Source organism: Aliivibrio sp. 1S175, assembly GCF_001690985.1.
Lineage (GTDB): Bacteria > Pseudomonadota > Gammaproteobacteria > Enterobacterales > Vibrionaceae > Aliivibrio.
Genome location: NZ_MAJS01000024.1, coordinates 161,698 through 181,128, shown reverse-complemented (window position 1 = coordinate 181,128; position 19,431 = coordinate 161,698). Strand labels below are relative to the sequence as shown.

Here is a 19,431-nt window from a genome sequence, read left to right as displayed (position 1 = left end):
TTTTCCCTTAATAATTCATTGTTTTTTGGTTTAACGTTGTGTTGATGAAATAAACTATAATTAAATTTGAACGATTGTTCAATTATTATTTTGAGCGATCGTTCAAAATGGTTTGTTTTTTAGTGAAAATGAAATTTAGATGTTTGATTTCCATGATTAAATAAATTTAATTTTATGCTGAATGTTTAAATCATAAATGTTGTGAAAGAGTTACGCTTACTATTGGAAAGGATTTCTTTGCCCGCCGATCGTAAATTTTTTCTAAAAAAATCGTTAATGTATTTAAGTTTAATCAATTATTTTTATCGTAATAAGAAGACAAACTTGTTTTACATGAATAAAAGTGAGGCCTATTTTATATGCTTTAGTTTTCATAAATCGTTGGAGTCTTAATTACGACAGAGAGGAAACAAAATAATTGCTACCAAGATCTTAAAACGATAAAAAGAAGCACAAACAGGAAAAGTATTGTTGCTATTTACTCAATAGAAAGTGCTAGTATTCTCGCACTTTAGTTAGAAACTAAAATGCAATAAATTCAGTTATGTAAAGAGTGTTTACCATTGATGTGTAGTGGCACGTAAGTGACGTCATTGAATAATATGACCTCATCAATGGTAAACAATCTACCATATGTATGGAGCAACAAATGAGTGAGCAAATTCTCACACTATCACAATTAGGCTGGCGTCCTTATTTTCAACAACAACTGACTCTAGATGATTTAACCGAGTTTCAAACGGGTCGAATTATTGAACAACACCGAAGCAGTATCATTGTTTTGAGTGAGCAAGGTCAGGTGAGTTTATTACCACCATCAGGTGATGATCGTGTTTGTGTGGGTGATTGGGTATTGTTTGATGAAAATCTACGAATTCAACGTGTACTGGATAGACAATCTTTGTTTGATCGTAAAGCTCCAGGATCAAAAATCGCAACGCAATTGATTGCCGCGAATATTGATAATGTCATGATTGTCTGTTCATTAAATAACGATTTTAACCTAAGCCGTATTGAGCGTTATCTTGCTATCGCTAAAGAAGCAGAAGTTGAGCCAGTTATTGTGCTGACTAAAGCCGATTTATGTGCTGATGTTGATGACAAACAAGATCAAGTTCAAAAACTGAATCGTTTTATGAGTGTATACAGTGTAAATGCACTAGATGTGAATGATCTTGTTGCATTGCATAGTTACTGTAAGAATGGTCAAACATTGGCATTCTTAGGTTCATCTGGTGTGGGTAAATCAACGCTTGTGAATGGCTTACTTGGTTTTGAAGCACAGCAAACAGCCGACATCCGTGAAGATGACAGCAAAGGTCGACATACAACAACGCATCGCGCACTAAAATTGATGCCACAAGGTGGTCTATTAATGGACACTCCTGGAATGCGAGAGCTTCAATTAAGTGATTGCGAGCAAGGCGTAAATGCAACGTTCAGTGAAATTACTGATCTTGCAGAAAAATGCCGCTTTGGTGATTGTACTCATGTTGCTGAACCGGGTTGTGCAGTATTAAAAGCGGTGGAGTCAGGTGTTCTTGAAGAACGTCGTTTGGTGAGTTTCCAGAAATTAATGCGTGAACAAGCAATTAATGGTGCGAGTCTTGCTGAACAACGAGCAAAAGATAAAGCGTTTGGCAAAATGGTGCATGGCGCGATAGCTGATGCCCGTAGCCGTAAAAAAGGGTATGAGACAAGCGCTTATTAATACCTAAAATCAATTCAAATAAAAACCGCCAATATTCCATTGGCGGTTTTTTTGTGCGTGAAGTTTTTAAAATTGTCACTCATGCCTTGAGCGGTAATAGATATTGATAACAACGATAGATTATTTTTCAAATGGAATGTTGTCGCTTTTTTTAATCATTATTTATCACGAACAACTATGATCTCATTATCAAAGGTCGTCTAGGTTGTCGTTGTTTGAGTATGGAAAAATGCCAGTTATTGAATCCAGATGACATCTTGCACGAAGAAGGTAGTGGTGCTCAGCGAATTTTACCTGAATAATAACAAAATAGATTTTAATGAAGTGGTTGTGAGTGATATGAATAATAAACACGTAGGCAAATTAGTATTAAGTACTGAGAAGATTAAAGCAGGCGTTGCTCTTGTCGCGGATAAATTAAATCAACAGTTTTCAGGTGAAGAGGTCGTCATTATTTCAATGGTTCCGGGTGGGATTCTTTTTACCGCGGATCTTGTTAGAGATCTGACGTTAGATATTAAAATGGATTATGTTTCATGTCCTCATACCCCTGGAGACAGCAATAACAACTCAAATATAGAGTATCACCAAAATATACCGGTTAAAGGTAAGCACGTTGTGCTTGTTGATGACGCGATTGAATCGGGTGGCACAATGAAGCGTGTTGCTAAATACATAGCAGAAGAGTTCGGGGTTAAATCTCTCTCAATTGCGACATTATTTGTGAAGCCGGGTCGGGTTGATATTCCATACCCTCAATATTTCGCTTACGAAATGGAAAACGATGACATGCTGATAGGTTATGGATTACCTTGGCAAGACAAACATCGTAACATTCCATTTGTGTCTAAATTAATAAGTTAATTAACGGTAGAATCTTTTTATTGTAGATAGATTCAAGTTCCAATTTTGGATGAATCTCGTTAAAGTATCGCCCATTGAAATGGCATAGTCCAAATTGTTTAATTCAGTAAGAGAATACAAGTATGACGCAAGAATTAGAGATGATCACTAACCTAGAAGATCTAGAAACGTTTATCGTAGCTGCTGAAAATGGGGGTTTTGGGTTAACGAATGTTGCTGGTATTGCAATGGCAACCAACAATAAAGACGGTCGTCGTTTTGTTGCGGTATTAGATGATAAGCACCAACTATTGTTGTCTCGTTGGGTAACAGAAGAAGTATTCCAAACAGGACAAGATTTAGTACGTAATGGTTCAAACCGTACTACGCACTAAATTGAGTGATTACAGTAAAGCCCTATACGAAGAGTGTAGGGCTTTTTTATCGTGTGGATAGCGTGTTTTATTTCCACTGAAGAGTATAACTATACATTGTGGGATAATTTTTATGCCTTTACGACTCTATTACGTGGTGACTACTGAGGTATCTATCTAGAAAATAAGGAGGTATAACAAATACCATAAGATAAAAAGATTGGTCTAAGAATGTAGATGCAATTTTATCCTCGTTGTTTACGTAAGCAAATAAAGCAAATATATTTAGCAGAACATAAAGCGCAACTAAAGCAGTTAAAACAATTAAGAGTAAACCAAGAAGGTCTCTTTGAAATACTTTTGATATCGTCATATTTATTCCCTCAAAAATGTAACGTCCATTTTTAATTTACGCCTAATCAACTGGTGTCTTTTTGAGCTATATCAATATTTGGTTTATAAATAAGAAATGAAAGAAGCATTTTAAATGGAAGGTTTTATATTGAAAAGTAAAATTTATTATAAAAATCAACGTTATTTATATTAACGCTTGTAACATTTAAATGTTATTTTTTGCCTATTAATTTATTAAATGTTGAGAGTTTAAGCATAATAATCCAACGGATGTTATAAAAAATCTATTACTAATAATATAAGTTTTCTATGCTAATACCTTACCCATATAATCATTTCCTATGGCATAGGTATAATGGCTAATAAACGGTAATACCGTAGTGGATTCATTGGATTATATAAAGATGAATGGTAATGATATTTAACACTGTTTATAAAAAAGGGTTAAGACTCTTTTAAAAAGAAATATCTTAACCCTGTTGGTATGCGTCTAATAAGAAGTGATAACTTACTTCTTTAGCGTATTAATTAATGATTGTGATCAGCATTATCACAGTTTTTAGGCTCATAGCGTTCAGCCAGAACTCTTGGCGTGTTATGTGTTGGAATTGATACTGCACGCATCGCTTCATTGCCCCCTTGTACTGTATATACAGGCTCAAGTTTTGGACTGCTAATCGCTATTGAATTCAGTACGTTGTTATCACAGATAACAGAGGCTGATACTGGATTTTCAGAACGTGCCACGTTTACATGGAACTTATTCATGTTATCCGCGTTACGACGGTTATTCTTCAGTGCAAACTTTTGAACATCGCCATTTTTCATGCTTACTTCTAACGCACATTCACTTACTGTTAAGCTTGCTGAATTGTCAGGGTAAACATAACCATAAGAACCATGCAGAGCAGGGAAGATATAGCTATCCAGCTTGTTTTTAGGATCGTAGTAACCCACTAATGTTGTTACAGGAACGCCAAATGAGGTTGGACGAATCACTTTGTTTTGTTCATATTCGCCATTTTGTACCCACGTTTGACCATCAGATACAAACAGTAAGCGACTGCCGTTGTTAACTAGGATAGTAGCGCCATTAATCTCTAAGTTTGAGTTGTAACCTGCATCTGAATTAAAGGTAAAGATCTTGCCTTTATTTATAGATGATGCAGCAGGAACTGACATATCTCGTGCCCAATGACCATTCCAAGTTGCAAGGTCTATTTTATCGAAATCCGTTAATAGTGTCGCGATATGGCTTGCATTAGCGTCCCATGGGTTGACTGATGTCGCTTCTAAATCATCGATTGAATGCGTGTACTCAACCATGCTCTCTGTTGCTTCATCCCACTTTTTAAAGCCCGTTGATGAGGTTTCATCAAATACAATTTTGCTTTCTAAATTTTGCTGAATAAAGTGCATTGAATACGGCGTATACAGCGTAAATCGTTGTGCCCCATACATTGCGCTACCGCCAGCCATTGAATCATAACCAAAGCTAAACATGCCGCTAAATGGTTCAACACATTGACCATCAAGACAGCTTTGAGCACCGTTGTTAGATGGTGAGAAGTTTGGAATAAACACATCGCGTGAAGAGTCCCAACCCCATGTCGAGTTACTCATGTTGGCAGGTTTATGGATAGACCCTTCAAACCCACCAGGGTAGTGGCCTAAACCGTAGTTATGCCCTACTTCATGGCTAAACTCATTACCAATAGAGCTATCAAGTGTCACCATACCAGCACCACCAGAACCGCCGTGAGTTTGTACGCCATTGTTGTAGTTACCACGGCTGTTATGAGCGGTTAATTGAGCGGCTACATAAGGGTTTTCACTTTCACCAACACCTACGCTTGAGTTAATACCGTAGTTGGCGTTGTTGATACCGATAGAGATTAACTCTTTACCAATACTTTGACGCATAGTGCCTGAATGCCAGCCACCCTTACTTGGGTCAAGATCAGTTAATAAAGTGCCATCTGGTAGCATTACTTCAGCAAAGTGCACTGGTTCATATTCACTCACCACCATTTTACTTACAGGGGCTGTTTCAAAGTATTCGCGCTGTGCTGCTTTGTCGGTTTGGAAGTGGAAAGCATCACGAGGCTCAACAAGCATGCCAACGTCAATGGTATGAAGCAGTAACTCAGTTGGAGCACCTACTTTAATTTGCGCTAATGTGCCTTTTTTACCTTGGTTTTCAAATGATAATTTCAGACCAGCATTAAGCCATTCTTTTGGTAGTTCAGCAGACCAAAAACCATCCGCATAACCGATCTTATTGAAAATTAAATCATCTTCTAGCACCCATGCACCATTAACGTTTTTAAACACAGTGGTTGTGCCGCTAACAATCGTTTTAGAGCGCTCTGGGTAGTAATTTACGTTTGAGTTGTAACCTGCACTTGAGGTAAATACGAATATTTTACCATCGAGTTCTGGATTATTTTGCTCAAGTACAATGTCTCGGATCCAATGACCGTTCCATGTGTTCAGTTTTACTACGTTGTGTTCAGCTAGCGCGGCAGAAATTGCTTGGCTTGATACTTCACGAACGTTGAATGCAGCAGCTTCATCGTAGCTAAAATCAATATTCGGATTAGTGATTTCAGGCATAGCCATCACATTTTGAGCCAACAAATCAGGACGTTTCATTTCTAACGTACCTAATATTTTACCATTACGATCCATTGCTGTTAGAGCAACTGATGCGTATGAAGCAAAGGTTTCTGTTGGTTTAAACATGACTTTTGTCGCACGTTGACCAACTAGGTGCATGCGTTTTTCTTGTTCAGTCGCTTTTGCTGAAATAATGTGGGCTTGAGCAAATAATACGCCACCAGAAAGATCGCCAACTAATGAATTTTCTAATTGATTAGTGTTGAAGAATATCGCTGGTTTTTCAATAACAGGAGTACACTCTGAGGTATCGATGTTGGTCGACATCGTGTTTTCCCAAATGTAATTGCCTTCGTTGTCTTTAGACCCTCTTGCTGCTGCATAAAGACCAAGTGTACATTTCTCAGCGATATCAAAGGTTTCAGGATAGATATCAAATCCACCGTCGTACCAATATTTTTCCCAGCTAGTTGGAAGAAAATCGAATACGGTTTCAAACTCTGAGTCGAAGTCCATCAGGCCAAACTTCACATTGCCATCAAAGTTAATTCTTAATTTTTTCCCTTTGTATTCAAGGTATTTTTGTTCACCTTCTTGCGTGATGTTTGCAGGATCACTAGCAAGTACCGCTAATTCAGCCATTTTATTTGTAATTTGAACATTAGCGTCATTGAGCGGATGGTTTGCTGCATAAACGTTAGTCGCTAATGTAGCGGCAATAAACATACCTAAGACTGTCTTTTTCATAGAACCTCAATTTTTATTATTATTTAAATAACTAACGCTTTTTAATTGCGCTGTATTATTCGTGAGGCTTATAGCTCAAAAGTGAGAATAAGATATTTAAATAGGTTGAAAATAAGAGGTTTATTCCAGAACTTAATACAGAAAAAGCAAAGTTAGGCAGTAATGTCACTATTTATTTCCTTTAATCCTCGCAACAATGAAATCAACGGCAGCTTTAACTTTAGGGGTAGCATACGCCAGTTTCTGATACAGCATATAGACGGCAAGAGTTTGATTTTGAGTGATATTTAATGGCTCGTTAAAGGTTAATTCCACCAATTCTCCTTGTTGTAAATGAGGTTCTAGTACCCACCTCGGCATCATTATAATTCCAGCCCCTTTTATGGCTTTATCTGTCAGCCATTTACCGTTATTTGTTGTTAAAATGCTTGGCGCAGATACTTCTTGCCATTCTCCATTTATCTCGCTTAACCAAGGGGTAGGGCCATTGGGCGTTTTGAAATAAAGACCTTTATGATTAGGCAGCTCTTTCGTGCTTGTCGGGTGGCCATATTTTTTAAGATAGGAAGGAGAAGCGGCAGGAATAAAACGATTATCCATAAGGTAGATAGCAACCACGCGCTCATCAGGCGCATAACCGCCACGGATCGCAATATCCACATCGTCTCGGTCTAATTTAGAGAGTTCATCGCTTAGTACGACATCCAACAAAATATCTGGGTAGAGTAAGATAAATTCGTCCAAAATAGGCGCAAGAATACGTTCACCAAAACCAACCATGGCACTGATTTTAAGGGTTCCAGTTGGTGTGGTTTGATAGTTTTTTACGGCCTGATCGCATTGTTCAAGTTGCTGAACAAGTGCCGTGACTTGGGTATAATATTGTTGACCTACTTCTGTTAAAGAGACGGTTCTCGTCGTTCGTTTTAACAGCTGTGCCCCAAGGGAAGCTTCAAGATCTGCGATTCGACGTGAGATAGAAGAAGCGGGAACATCAAATTTTTTAGCTGCTGCTGAAAAGTTTCCTGCCTCTACCGTTGCTGTAAAATATTTTAATGCTCGCAATTGGTCCATAATTTTATTATTGCCTTTTTAACAATAGAACTACGTATATTATCTGCTATATCTAATTAAAAATAGAGGCAGTTAAAAAGGTGAAATTTGGCATCATGTCTTTATCTGTATAATGTTCGTATAGATATTTTTCTGTATGGAATAAGAGATAATACAAGCAAGGAACAATGCGATAACAATTTTTAGTGGCTATTTTTACACAGCAATTACAAAAACAAAAAACCTTATAATTCATAAGGTAAAAATCTGGTTTCATAAAATGAAAGTGGTAGCATGATCAGATATGTTATTAAAGGGATAGAAAAATGGTTACAACCACTCCAACGCATTTTAAAGTTAAGGTGAATACAAGCAAAGGAAGCTCTTACTGGACACTCAGTGGTTCTACAACCATTATTGAAGACGCAGCTGTCTTCACTATGGATTCCATGCCTGACTTCTTTAGACAATCTTTAAAGCAAGACTTTATTGAACTGTTAGCAATTGAATAAAGCACACGGTTTGATATTTATATCAGCAATAACCTTGTTCGTTTTTGCTGATTAATTAAGGGCATTTAGCATCTCAGAACATTGCTTTGGCATAACGGGTGCAGATGCTCTTTTTTTCTGTGGTGTTGGGTTCAATCGCCAGCTTTGCGCTTCGTGTCCACAACCATCCCCTTCTGGTGGCTCAGCTTGGTTAATGCAGTTTTTATTCTCTTTAGGACAATTAAGGCGCACATGCATATGAGCACTGTGTCCCCACCAAGGACGTACCTTGCGTAACCATTCTGTATTCTTACTTTCTTCTTCACACAGTTTTTCTTTGATTGCAGAGTTAACAAATATACGAGCTACTCTTTCATCTTTTGCTGCCATTTTAATTAATTCAAAGTGTTCTGGTTGCCAGTATTGCTCTTTAATGGTTGTCGTTGGTTTATCTACTAGGCTAATCGAGTAGGGCTTTTTCAGCTCTTTTTTGGTTAGTGGTGTAGTTAATAAGCGTAGCCAAATATCAACATCAAGTCCTGTCTGATGGCTGGAGTGGCCGTGAGAAAATCGCCCTCCTTGTGGTAAAGACATATCAGCAATTAACAATTGTTTATTGAGATCCTTTTCTGAAGAGATAGCGAGATCTTGAATAAAATGAATGGTGTCTGAATGAGCGAAATAACGCTTACGTTCACTGCGAACCACTTGATAACCCTTTCCAGTTAAAGGCAAAGCGTTTGCTCCTTCAAGACAACCATTGGCATAACTACCAATAGATTCAATCGCTTGATTAGTTGGAGATTGCATTGATTCCCAGGGTGTCGCATTTACCGAAAAGCTATAACAGAGAACATAAAAAGTAATGAGGTAGTAACGCATTGGTTTATCCCTAAACTACATTGTAATTTACAATATATTAACCTAAATAAAGCGATCACACTCATGGTAATTTCCTCCTTAATTATTCTTTGAATACTCAGAAATAGAAATTACTAAATAAATAACTGATTAAAGCGGATAAGACTGACATTTTAGATTAAGTAGAAATATAGACCTATAATTAACACTAATATCAGTTAATTTAGGTTTAGGTCGCATTCTGAAAAAGAGAACTTCGTAACTCGGCGGTTTGAGACTTGCGTATCAAATGGAGAAGTGACCAGATGATATAAAGACCAAAATACACTTACAAAAAGTATGTGTTAATAATGTCATTATGATTCTGGAGTAGTAGTATGCAAGACAATAATGCACGATTTCCCACGATAGCCAAGGTTCTAATTTTTAGACAATTTTTATGGGGTGCCGCCTTCTATGGTGCTTTTGTTCTTTTAACCAAATTCTTCCTCAATGATCTTAATTACAGCGAAGCTGATACCATTATGATGATGGGTGCCTTTGGTGCGGTTGGCCCTGTATTCTCTGCTGTCGGTGGTTTTTTAGCGGATAAATTTATTGGTGCGTTCCGTGCCGTTTATATTGGTTATGCGGTGTATTTAGTGGGGTTCTTATTACTCGGTATTGGAGCAAGTCAACTTAACATTCCAATGAGTATTTTATCTATCGCATTAATTGGTTTTGCTCGTGGTTTATCTGCGACGTGTCCAACCGTGCTATTTGGTAACTCATATTCTGAGACGAACCGTGAAGCTTTCCAGCAAGGTCTTACGGTTAACTATTCAATTAATAACCTTGGTTCTTTTTCTGCTAAATACCTTTTTCCTTTTTTAATCACTTATCTGGCATACCAAGGTGTTTTCTTCATCTCTGCTATCTTAATGGCACTGAACTTACTGATGTTTTATAAGTATCGTAAAGAGTTGGCAAGTGTGGGTAATGATTTAGATAAAGCGCCATTATCATTAAAAACGTGGACTCTATTTTTTGCAGGCTCTGCAGCAATGCTTGCTTTAATATTTTGGATATTCTCAAACCTTGATACAGGTAAATACATTCTGTATGCATTAGGTTTTGGGGCTATTGGTTACTTCATTTATGAAATTACAAAAGCGACGCGTGCATTCCAATATAAAATGGTGGCTGTGCTGATCACCGTTTGTATCTTAATCGTGTTCTATTTCTTCTATGGTCAAATGTTCACTTCAATGAACATGTATGCGATTAATTTAATGGATGATACTTTACTTGGCTTCATTCCAATTCACCCTGAATCAAATATGGCGTTCAACCCGCTATGGTGTTTTGTGCTTGGTGGGCCAATGATCCAACTTTACGCATGGTTAGATCGCAAAGGCTACTCGCCAACTATCCCAACTAAAATTGCAGGGGCATTTATGCTAAGTACTATCGCCTTTGCTTTATTGGGATTATCAGCAGGTTCAATGGGGCCTGATGGTAAAATTTCGGCTAACTGGATCTTATCTGTTCACTTTTTCCAATCAGGTGCAGAGCTTATCGTTGGAGCACTAGGTGCTGGGTTTATTTTTGAAATGGTGCCACGTTATCTTGCGGCATTCTCGATTGGTTTACGTGCGGTAGCAATTTCATTAAGTGGTATTTTAGCAGCTGTAATTGCAACCAAAATCGCGTTACCTAAAGACATCGTTTTCACGCCAGAAGTGGTTGAGACCGTATACACCAGTTACTTTTATATGCTAGCGCAAGTGGCTGCATTTATGGCTGTATTGACGTTAGGGCTATCTAAGGTGATTCAACGATTAATCGCTCGTGGTGAAGAATTGGAAGCCGAAGAAAAAGCAGAGGCGACAATGAAGCCAGAAGTTCAGAGTTAGAATTTAGTTAATAATTCAGCTTAAAATAGCAACAATATAAAGGGCGAGTGTCGCCCTTTTTTATGTTTAATAGATAATTAGATAAGCTCTGTTTGGTAAGGTTGGGTAATTATTCTGTGTAATTACAGCTTAATTTACCCGAACTAACTTATTAATCTCATATTCTAAATTATCAAAATATGGGTTCCACGTGAGTCGAGCATAAGCCTTCCCTTCTTCTTGATAACCCCATGCCGAGAACCACACATTCTCTCCTTGTTTACAGGACTGAGTTTGTTCTTCATCTAAACTGTTGGTACAGATTAGTTTTTCTGCTTTTTTCCCATAATAATTATTGCTAGGCGAAAATAATGGGCTCATGTGCGATGCCGTACTGATATGTAAAGCATCTAACTTCATAGGGTAGGCTTGAGTTCGTTTCTTTATTAGCAAATTTTGTTTATCGCCGTACCAAATCAAGTGGTTGTTAGGGTTTACAAATTTATCTGCGAAAAATTCCGTGGTCGCTTGTGAATTTATAATGCTGTCGGCTTCACTAATCACAATTAAAGTAGGCACTGTAATTTTTTTATTCGTGATTATTTTTCTAAATGCGACGGCACTGTCGGAGTATTGCGCCATACCGTGCATGGATATTGAGCTGTATCGTGCAAAGTTATTTTCTTTTTTTGATATACCATCCCAAAATACAGAAACGACTGAACTTAGTTTTTCTAATGTAGGATTTAGTGATTCAAAACCGGGTGAAACAAAAACAAGGCCATCAATGCCTTCATTATTTAATGTATGAATCGCTGTTAAATTAGCGCCAGTTGAAAACCCACTTAGCCACACTTCTTGATAGTCTTTTTTTAGAAGATTAGCGTAGTGGTCAACAATGTTTTGCCAATCTTGATAGGTAGTTAAATGCATATCTTCTGGTTTACTTCCATGCCCCGGAAGTAAAAGGACTTGCACATAAAATCCTTGCTCTGAGAATGTCGTAGCAAGATCACTAAAGCTGTATGGAGAATCGCCTAATCCATGTACCAGTAGGATTGCTTTTTTCGAGTTTTTATCGCCACGCTCAAAGGGCATGTTCATTGTTAACTCTTTTTCATGATCATCAGAGATAAAAGCACGATGCTCAGAGAGCCAAGCTTTGGTTTCCACTAAGTACTGATCAAATGAAGGCTGCAGATAATTGTAATACTGCTCAGATAAATGCAAAGGTTTAGGATTATTAGAGAAAGCAGAGCACCCGAGAATAAGCAGTGGCAAGCAGATCGCAGTTAAATACATAATAAATTTACGCACGACGATTCCTTAAATGATAAAAAGTGACGATTAAGCATATTCTGCGCTCGATAATTTAATGTCTTTATTAGTTTCGATTTATTTGAGGCGATTAGCTATTAAGGTTGCTCGCCATTTTCTCTGCAACACGCTTAAATTCTGCAATTTCTGCTTCTGAAAGATCCATCGACATTTTTTCAAACATTGTTTTATCAATGACTGAGATCTTTTTCATTATCTCTTTTCCGCTTTCAGTGATACGAAGGCATTGGCTGCGTTTATCTTCAGGGTTTGGCTCTTTTATGATGAGCTCTTGTGTGAGTAAACTGCTTAAAAGGCGTGTGACTTGAGCCTTATCTCGGTTTAAATAGTTAGCAATATCAACGGCTGTGCAGTGCGGTTTGTGGTTAATGATCTTGATAACTCGCACATGCATAGGGGTGATCCCAAGATGTAATTCTTCAATTTGATCATGCAAATTACGTTTTAACGTATGTACTAAGGTGAACAAACTATCTAACGATTTTCTTTGTGACATTAAAATCTCGCCATTGAAAGTGGTTGACATTATCAACTAAAAATATATAGTTGATATTATCAACTTAATTGAGCGATCTTTCAAGAAGAAGTTCAAATCGGTTTGTTATTATTTACGACACAATTAAGATTATTAGAAGGCAGAATTATGATCCCTAAAATTAGAAAAGATAAGTGTTATCGAGTGACCATTGAAGAGATAACACCAGAGCAAGAAACTGCTCAAACATTGGTGTTTGAATTTCAAGATCGTGAAGATGTATTTAATATTGTTGGTAATCTAAAGCAAAAGAGTGGCTTAGAGCCAGAGGTAGCTACAAAAGTGGGCGTAGCATTACGTTTATTAGGCCCAGTGATGATGCAAAATCGTAAACATGAATTGTTTGCTGATTTTATGCCGCACTTTAAAACTTTTATGCAGAACTTGAAGAGTAAAGTGAAAGGCAAATAAGAGAGTAATGTTTTAAGAGTATATTGAAAACCTAAAGCCGAGTAAGGAATACACTCGGCTTTTCTGTGACTGAGTAAAGCCTAGATGAGCTGTATACTCTCTTCATAACTTCCTTCAATTAAACCGATTTAAATCCATTTTTATCTCTTAGAATACTCACCTCATACTGAAAGAGAGTTGTTCTAAAAACACGAGTAAATTTCGTCTTTAATATTACCCGCACAGCATTATTAAAATTACACCGAACTTTGACAAAGTATATGGTAGTAAGAGATAGTTTATAGAGTTGATTTTAAGTCATGCTAAGTATTGGTTTATGTGATTTTTAATTATAACTGTGTCACCTTATAGTTAATTCATCAAAGACAAAATGAGTAATCAAAGATGAATGTGATGAACCCTAAGAGAGAAATTATGAGCCTTAATATAGTCGAAGTGTCAGCAGATCATGATGAAGAGTTAAGCTGTGTTATCAAGCGTGTAGGAGCTGAATATGGTGCAGTAGGTGAAGGTTTTGGTCCATCAGATGCCGAAGTTGATAAGATGAGTGCCTATTACACCAAAGAAAATCGCAGTCATTATTTGGTCGCGTTACTGGATGGAAAAGTCGTAGGAGGTTGCGGTCTTGCTCCCTTTGGTAATGACACAAATACCTGTGAATTAAAAAAACTGTTTTTGCTTGAAGAAAGCAGAGGGTTAGGCCTTGGAAAGCAACTTGCTATTGCGTGTTTAGCGTTTGGGAAAGAGCAGGGCTTTACTCAATGTTATCTTGATACGCTTTCTAATATGGTTGCGGCAGTGCGATTGTACGAAAAACTAGGCTTTGAACATCTACCACAACCACTTGAAGAAACACTTCATGGGGCATGTGATGTTTGGATGCTAAAACAGCTGTAAATAAGAACTCAAGGATGAGGCATGAATAACTACAAACTGCTACGCCCGTTATACACCTTGCTACAAACACGAAGTTTGACAGGATCAGCGAAACGCCTAAACGTAACGCAATCAGCAATGAGTAGAACCTTAACTCAAATTAGAACCGCCTTTAATGATCCTATTTTGATCCGAGAGGGGAACCAGTTTGTGGTCAGTGCAAAAGGTGAAGCATTACTGAAAAAACTGCCATCAATATTGGCGACTCTTGATGACTTATATGACGTAGAGATATTCTCTCCTAAAGAATGCAGCCGAGAGTTTACACTGGCTTACACCGCCTTTCTTTCGGAAGCCATTGTTCCCGTTATTTGCAAAGAAATAGTGGCTCAAGGACCTAATGCCTCGTTATATAGTCAGCTTTGGCAAGAGCAACACATTCAAGCGCTGTCTGAGAATAAGATTGAGCTTGTGGCCTCAACATTGGATTATTTCCCTGAGAATATTTATGGGAAAAAATTGATTGATGATGAGTACGTTATCATAATGGCTGATTCACATCCCTTAGCTAATCAAGCGGTGAGCCAAGACGTTTACTTGGAATCAAAGCACGTATTGGTTCATGGGTTACGAGAAATGAAGCAGTATGTAGGAGAGCTATTTCAGCAACATAAGAAAAAAAGAAAAGTACTCGCAAAGACCCCTTCATTTACTTCAGCCATAGAGCTTATATGCCAGACCGATGCGCTTGTGACTGCACCATTGCATATTGCTGGTCAATTTATCGATAAACTGCCAATTACCATTAAACCGTTACCGTTTGAACTGCCCGTTCATAGTTATTATTTACTTTGGCACAGTAAATTCCAGAATGATCCTGCTCACCGTTGGTTTAGAGATCAAAGTTTCTTACTGCTACAACAGCACCTAAAAGAGACCTATGAAACTGGACGGTTTTTTAGTGCCGCTCGAAATGGAAGTCTAAATAGGAACGCAGTTCATGTTCCTAACTTCAATGTTTGATGGAAGCAATCCATCGGAGGCGATGAGGCGTTATTCCGTTTTCCTTGTAACGTGTCTGTATTAACAGAGGCAACTGGCTCGCAGCTTTTGCATGCCGTTCTCACTACAGTACTTATTACCAATAGGAAACCAATATGAAAAGCTTAATCGCTATATCCATTGTAACGGCTCTATTTGCAGGCTCAGCGTTTGCTAATGAGAGCGTTAATGAATCATCCACAAACGTAGATGTTTACAACACTCATGACTTTTTCTTGGAAAAAGGCAACCGCGTTAAACTTCAATTTCCTATTGAACAATCTAAGTTTGCTTGGCAGAACCTAAGCCGTTTCTATCCTACGGCTCAAATTGAACGTGATGGACCTGTCTATCAATTCCCATATCAAATTGACAAAAAAATTGGTGAAATATCAGCGACTGTACACGGTGAAAGCAAAACATTAAATGAACACCTAGATTCTTACCCTGTCGATGCTTTTCTTGTTGTTAAGAGTGGAGAGGTTGTCTTTGAACGTTACAACACGATGCGAAAAACAGACAAGCATAATTGGTTTTCAAACTCGAAAATTACAGCAGGTATAGAGCTGGCTAAATTAGTCAATGAGGGCAAAGTTAACCCTAGTGATCCAGTTTCTAAATATATCCCTGAGTTGAAAGGTTCTGACTGGGATACGGTATCAGTTTCTGATACTGCAAACATGGCCACGGGTTTGAACGCAACAGAGCACGATGAGCCAGAGGCGGACTCACGTATAAACCCAGAACAACCTTGGTTTAAATGGGCGGTTTCCATTGGCGTGTTTGAAGGTGAAGGCAACCAAAGCCCACTTGAAGTACTTGCTGAAATGAAACGAAGAGCGCCGGGCGGAAAAACATTCGAATACAATTCAATTAATACGTTTGTTCTGGCTCGACTTATTGAGAATGTTCGTAACTTACCCATGAATGAGATTGTCAGTCGTGATATGTGGCAGAAAATGGGGGCAAATAATGACGCTTACACTGTCGTTTCTCCAAAAGGGGGATATCCTTTAATGTTTTTCTCAATGAACACCACAATTGAAGATATGACTAAATTCGGTATGTTACTTACTCCGTCAGCCGCAAAGTTGGGTAATGGTGGAGTTAGCAAAGAAGTCATTACGTTAATTCAAGACTCAGGTAACCCAGAAGCTTATGGTGGTGGTTATGTTGGTAAGATGATGGAAAACTCTTTCTACAACGACACAAACATCAAGAATGGTTATCAATTTGATGCAATCTTTGAGGATGGCGACTTATATAAGGCAGGTGTTGGTGGTCAAGGTGTGTATATTTCACCAGAAAAAGACTTAGTTATATCTTTCTTTTCAACCAGTAACGGCAAAAACCAAGAAGAAACTTATGCTCGTGAGATTGCGAAATATTTTAGCCGCTAATAATGCTTGGTGGTTGCCACCTAATGTGATCAATCATTGATAGGTTTGGTCATTGAATAGAGTTTTATCTTTTTGTACGCCAGTCGCCTGACTGGCGTTTTTTTGTTTATTTAGTTTCGTTATTGATTGCCTGTGTGCTCGATTAAATATCACGATATCTTTGGTTCATCTCAACATCGCTATTCATTGCAGCTCTTGGTAACGCTTCTATGAATTATAGACATGTAGTTATATATCTACGTAATGGCATAAAGATGTTCACGCGATAACTATCATTACTTGTTTTAGCTCCTTTCTATTACTCATTGTATCCAGACGATACATTTGAGATCAATATAGCTTGATTCAAACTAAGTCACTCTTGAGCCTATATCGCGCCCAACACTACGCGCACTACTGATGAGTAGAGGGTAAGACATGTACTAGCAAGCGTAAATAGTTAAGTATCAATTAATAATGACATTGAAATGGGCCGCTAGAATAAGGTTTTGAGTGTTGAAAAAATATGGGATGTAGGCGTAATTTAGTAGAAGTAGAAGTAGATAGTGAATTCAAGGTAAGGTCGAGCTGAATAGTAAATGATGGCTATTTTAACAAAAAAAATTGAGAGGAAGTAAGGAAAAAACTAGAAACAAAAAAAGGCGAATTTCTCGATTCACCTTTGAACGTATTATGGATCCGGGTCGTTTTAAAAGAATACTTTGTATTGGAACCAAACAACCGTGTCGTCAATGTCTAATTTTTGATTGGTTGACTCCATGCTTCCATAAGTATTTTCAACCTTGACTTGCCCCCAACGTGTTTTGTCTGCCGAAAAAGGAGTCGCTGCGAGTAGAGTGGTTTTAACGGTACTCGTTTCAATATCACCATCCATGTACGTAAATTCAGGGTAGGCTGCAAAATAAGTACCATCTGCGCCCGGCTTCCAAACTGCATAAGCAGCGGCCATACCACCTACGATACTATTGTCTGTAACACCGAAGGCACTTGTTGTGCTGTCTGAATATTCACCGCCCATCACTGCTGCACGGCCAAAAAAGGTCAGAGAGTCGATTGGAGTTCTAAAAATAGCGACACCACCTACAGCTGCAGTAGTAAAGCTTGCATTATCAATGATGTCTAATGACGCGGCTACACGAGGTGTAACGGCATTATTTATATTGAATACATGGAAATATTGAGCTCGGCTGTCTTTATATTTCCCCTCATTATCCATCGAACCTTCCAATGTGACCATAGACATCTGTCCGTTGTCATAAGTATATGATAGAGCTCCCGATAGTTTTAGATCACCTATGTTGTTGGTTGCCACATACATATTAGTACTGGCACGAGTCATATCGGATGGGTCGACTTTTTGAGTATCATCAGCAAATGCAGAAATAGAAATGGTAGCAAGTAAAGCCGTAGACAAAGTGGTCATTTTTAGTGTGGTCATTGGACGTTCCTGAGTTATTTAAGTGCAATAACGCAACTTTACATAAGGTTTTTAGACTTATTAACTCTCTAGCGATGGGCTCGAACCATCGCTGTCATCCAAACATCGGTGGGAAAGGGGTATTTCGGTTTTTCGTGGTAAAAAATATTAATTCGTATGTTTAATGTGGACTCTGGTGGTAAGATTTATTATCGAAGATAAGGACTCGCAGGGCATGATATGAACTTTAGTCTTGAACAATTAAATACTTTCGTTGCGGTATATGAACAGCAGGCTTTTAGTAAAGCGGCGATAAAATTAACTAAGCACCGAACAACGGTTGCACAAGTTATCACGAGTTTAGAAGACCAGTTAGCGATCACTTTATTCAATAGATTGAGCCGCAGTGTTGAACCCACGGAAGATGCAGTACTTCTTTATCATTACGCAAAGCAAATACTAGAGCAGGCTAAAACTCTTGATAGATTTGCATTAAGTCTTTCATTTGGCGGGTTAGAGTCGGTGACGATAGCTTATGCGAGCTTTTTACCTCATCACGTTGTTTCTAAAATTCGTCGACAGCTTTATGAAGACTTCCCATCCATGCGCGTTAATTTTTTGGTCAGAACGAAACCAGAAATAAAAGCAGGGATTGAAGATGGAAGTATTCATTTTGGGATTGTGAATATATACGAAAGCAAAGTGATTAATAGTATTGATTTTACTTTTTTGGGGAATATGCCTTTTGTGCCATTTGCTCATGCAGGAAGTGAATTATCGACTAAGCCCTCAAGCGAAGCGCTCTCAACGATGAAATCTTTACGCCAGTTTGTACTCAAATCTATGGTCGACGATAAAATGACGGAGAAGGTTGTTGTTTCTTCAAAACATGAATATGTTGATCAATTAGCGGTCATTATTAAGCTTGTTCAAGATAATTTTGGCTGGGCTCTTTTGCCAAAGTCGATAATCGAGTCTGAATATGTGACTGAAAATTTGGTAGAGATAAAATGTGACGAGATCAAACAAGACATAATGGTTCCCATATCCCTTTGGTGCCCACATTCAAAACAGATTGCACAGGTAAAAAAATCGATCATCAAAGTAGCTGATTATTACATAAATAAATCAGCGAACTGAGGTGTGTAAATTTACATTTTATCGGGAGGACTTATCTGCCAGACAGATGCGCTTGTGACTGCACCACTGCATATCGCTGGTCAATTTATCGATAAACTGCCAATTACCATTAAACCATTAAACGGTTACCGTTTGAGCTGCCAGTTCATTCTGATATTTACTGTGCCAAAGTAAATATCAGAATGATCCTGCTTATCGTTGGTTTAGAGATCAAAGTTTCTTACTGTTACAACAGTACCTAAAAGAGACCTATGACGTGGGTAAACACAATTTCCATACGATCAATGGTGATGAGGAATAACGATCAATTAACAATTTATATCTTGCTCTCTTAAATATACTTAGT

General features: G+C 38.0%; 16 protein-coding genes and 1 pseudogene. 11 read left to right on the top strand and 6 right to left on the bottom strand.

The annotated features are described in order from the left end of the window. Nucleotides 1–649 precede the first annotated feature (649 nt). From rsgA to A6E06_RS10435, 4 genes and pseudogenes are all read left to right on the top strand, one after another. Nucleotides 650–1,711: a ribosome small subunit-dependent GTPase A gene (gene rsgA / locus A6E06_RS10445; protein ID WP_065592306.1), complete on the top strand. Its 1,062-nt coding sequence runs from the start codon at nt 650–652 to the stop codon at nt 1,709–1,711. A gap of 188 nt (nt 1,712–1,899) precedes the next feature. Further along, nucleotides 1,900–2,013, top strand: a pseudogene (locus tag A6E06_RS20115) (redox-sensitive transcriptional activator SoxR); the annotation flags it as partial. A gap of 37 nt (nt 2,014–2,050) precedes the next feature. Further along, a complete protein-coding gene (locus A6E06_RS10440; protein ID WP_065592442.1) occupies nt 2,051–2,575 on the top strand; it encodes a phosphoribosyltransferase in 525 nt (174 codons plus the stop codon). Between the two features lie 122 nt (nt 2,576–2,697). Further along, the gene (locus A6E06_RS10435; protein WP_065592307.1) at nt 2,698–2,949 is read left to right on the top strand and encodes a hypothetical protein; all 252 of its coding nucleotides are present in this window, start codon (nt 2,698–2,700) and stop codon (nt 2,947–2,949) included. Nucleotides 2,950–3,810: 861 nt separating this feature from the next. Here the strand turns inward: A6E06_RS10435 and A6E06_RS10425 are convergent. Both A6E06_RS10425 and A6E06_RS10420 read right to left on the bottom strand, forming a co-directional pair. Beyond that, nucleotides 3,811–6,648 carry a M66 family metalloprotease gene (locus A6E06_RS10425; RefSeq protein WP_065592309.1) on the bottom strand — a complete coding sequence of 946 codons (2,838 nt, stop codon included), beginning with the start codon at nt 6,646–6,648 and terminating at the stop codon, nt 3,811–3,813. Nucleotides 6,649–6,816: 168 nt separating this feature from the next. Next, on the bottom strand, nt 6,817–7,722 hold the full coding sequence (locus A6E06_RS10420; protein ID WP_065592310.1) for a LysR family transcriptional regulator: 906 nt from the start codon (nt 7,720–7,722) through the stop codon (nt 6,817–6,819). Nucleotides 7,723–8,027: 305 nt separating this feature from the next. Between A6E06_RS10420 and A6E06_RS10415 the strand changes: the two genes are divergently transcribed. Then, the gene (locus A6E06_RS10415) at nt 8,028–8,213 is read left to right on the top strand and encodes a hypothetical protein (protein WP_065592311.1); all 186 of its coding nucleotides are present in this window, start codon (nt 8,028–8,030) and stop codon (nt 8,211–8,213) included. A gap of 51 nt (nt 8,214–8,264) precedes the next feature. Here the strand turns inward: A6E06_RS10415 and mepA are convergent, their stop codons facing one another. After that, on the bottom strand, nt 8,265–9,002 hold the full coding sequence (gene mepA, locus A6E06_RS10410) for a penicillin-insensitive murein endopeptidase (protein WP_255312074.1): 738 nt from the start codon (nt 9,000–9,002) through the stop codon (nt 8,265–8,267). A 428-nt stretch (nt 9,003–9,430) separates the two neighbouring features. Between mepA and A6E06_RS10405 the strand changes: the two genes are divergently transcribed. Then, a complete protein-coding gene (locus A6E06_RS10405) occupies nt 9,431–10,948 on the top strand; it encodes a peptide MFS transporter (protein ID WP_065592313.1) in 1,518 nt (505 codons plus the stop codon). A 129-nt stretch (nt 10,949–11,077) separates the two neighbouring features. Here the strand turns inward: A6E06_RS10405 and A6E06_RS10400 are convergent, their stop codons facing one another. Continuing rightward, nucleotides 11,078–12,244 (bottom strand): carboxylesterase, encoded by a 1,167-nt coding sequence (locus tag A6E06_RS10400; RefSeq protein ID WP_065592314.1) that lies wholly within the window; start codon nt 12,242–12,244, stop codon nt 11,078–11,080. Nucleotides 12,245–12,335: 91 nt separating this feature from the next. Beyond that, the gene (locus tag A6E06_RS10395; protein ID WP_065592315.1) at nt 12,336–12,761 is read right to left on the bottom strand and encodes a MarR family winged helix-turn-helix transcriptional regulator; all 426 of its coding nucleotides are present in this window, start codon (nt 12,759–12,761) and stop codon (nt 12,336–12,338) included. A 147-nt stretch (nt 12,762–12,908) separates the two neighbouring features. Here A6E06_RS10395 and A6E06_RS10390 point away from each other — a divergent pair, with 147 nt between their 5' ends. The 4 genes from A6E06_RS10390 (at nt 12,909) to A6E06_RS10375 (ending at nt 16,528) form a co-directional block, all read left to right on the top strand. Continuing rightward, complete coding sequence (locus A6E06_RS10390; RefSeq protein ID WP_065592316.1) at nt 12,909–13,211, top strand: DUF3861 domain-containing protein; 303 nt, start codon at nt 12,909–12,911, stop codon at nt 13,209–13,211. A 414-nt stretch (nt 13,212–13,625) separates the two neighbouring features. Next, the gene (locus tag A6E06_RS10385) at nt 13,626–14,108 is read left to right on the top strand and encodes a GNAT family N-acetyltransferase (RefSeq protein WP_065592317.1); all 483 of its coding nucleotides are present in this window, start codon (nt 13,626–13,628) and stop codon (nt 14,106–14,108) included. Nucleotides 14,109–14,129: 21 nt separating this feature from the next. Further along, a complete protein-coding gene (locus A6E06_RS10380) occupies nt 14,130–15,110 on the top strand; it encodes a LysR family transcriptional regulator (RefSeq protein WP_083190312.1) in 981 nt (326 codons plus the stop codon). A 134-nt stretch (nt 15,111–15,244) separates the two neighbouring features. After that, nucleotides 15,245–16,528 (top strand): serine hydrolase, encoded by a 1,284-nt coding sequence (locus A6E06_RS10375; RefSeq protein ID WP_065592318.1) that lies wholly within the window; start codon nt 15,245–15,247, stop codon nt 16,526–16,528. Between the two features lie 688 nt (nt 16,529–17,216). Here A6E06_RS10375 and A6E06_RS10370 read toward each other — a convergent pair. Beyond that, entirely contained in the window at nt 17,217–17,966 is a 750-nt protein-coding gene (locus tag A6E06_RS10370; RefSeq protein ID WP_065592319.1) for a hypothetical protein, read from the bottom strand. Between the two features lie 219 nt (nt 17,967–18,185). Between A6E06_RS10370 and A6E06_RS10365 the strand changes: the two genes are divergently transcribed. Next, a complete protein-coding gene (locus A6E06_RS10365; protein ID WP_045103437.1) occupies nt 18,186–19,085 on the top strand; it encodes a LysR family transcriptional regulator in 900 nt (299 codons plus the stop codon). The last annotated feature ends 346 nt before the right edge of the window (nt 19,086–19,431 follow it).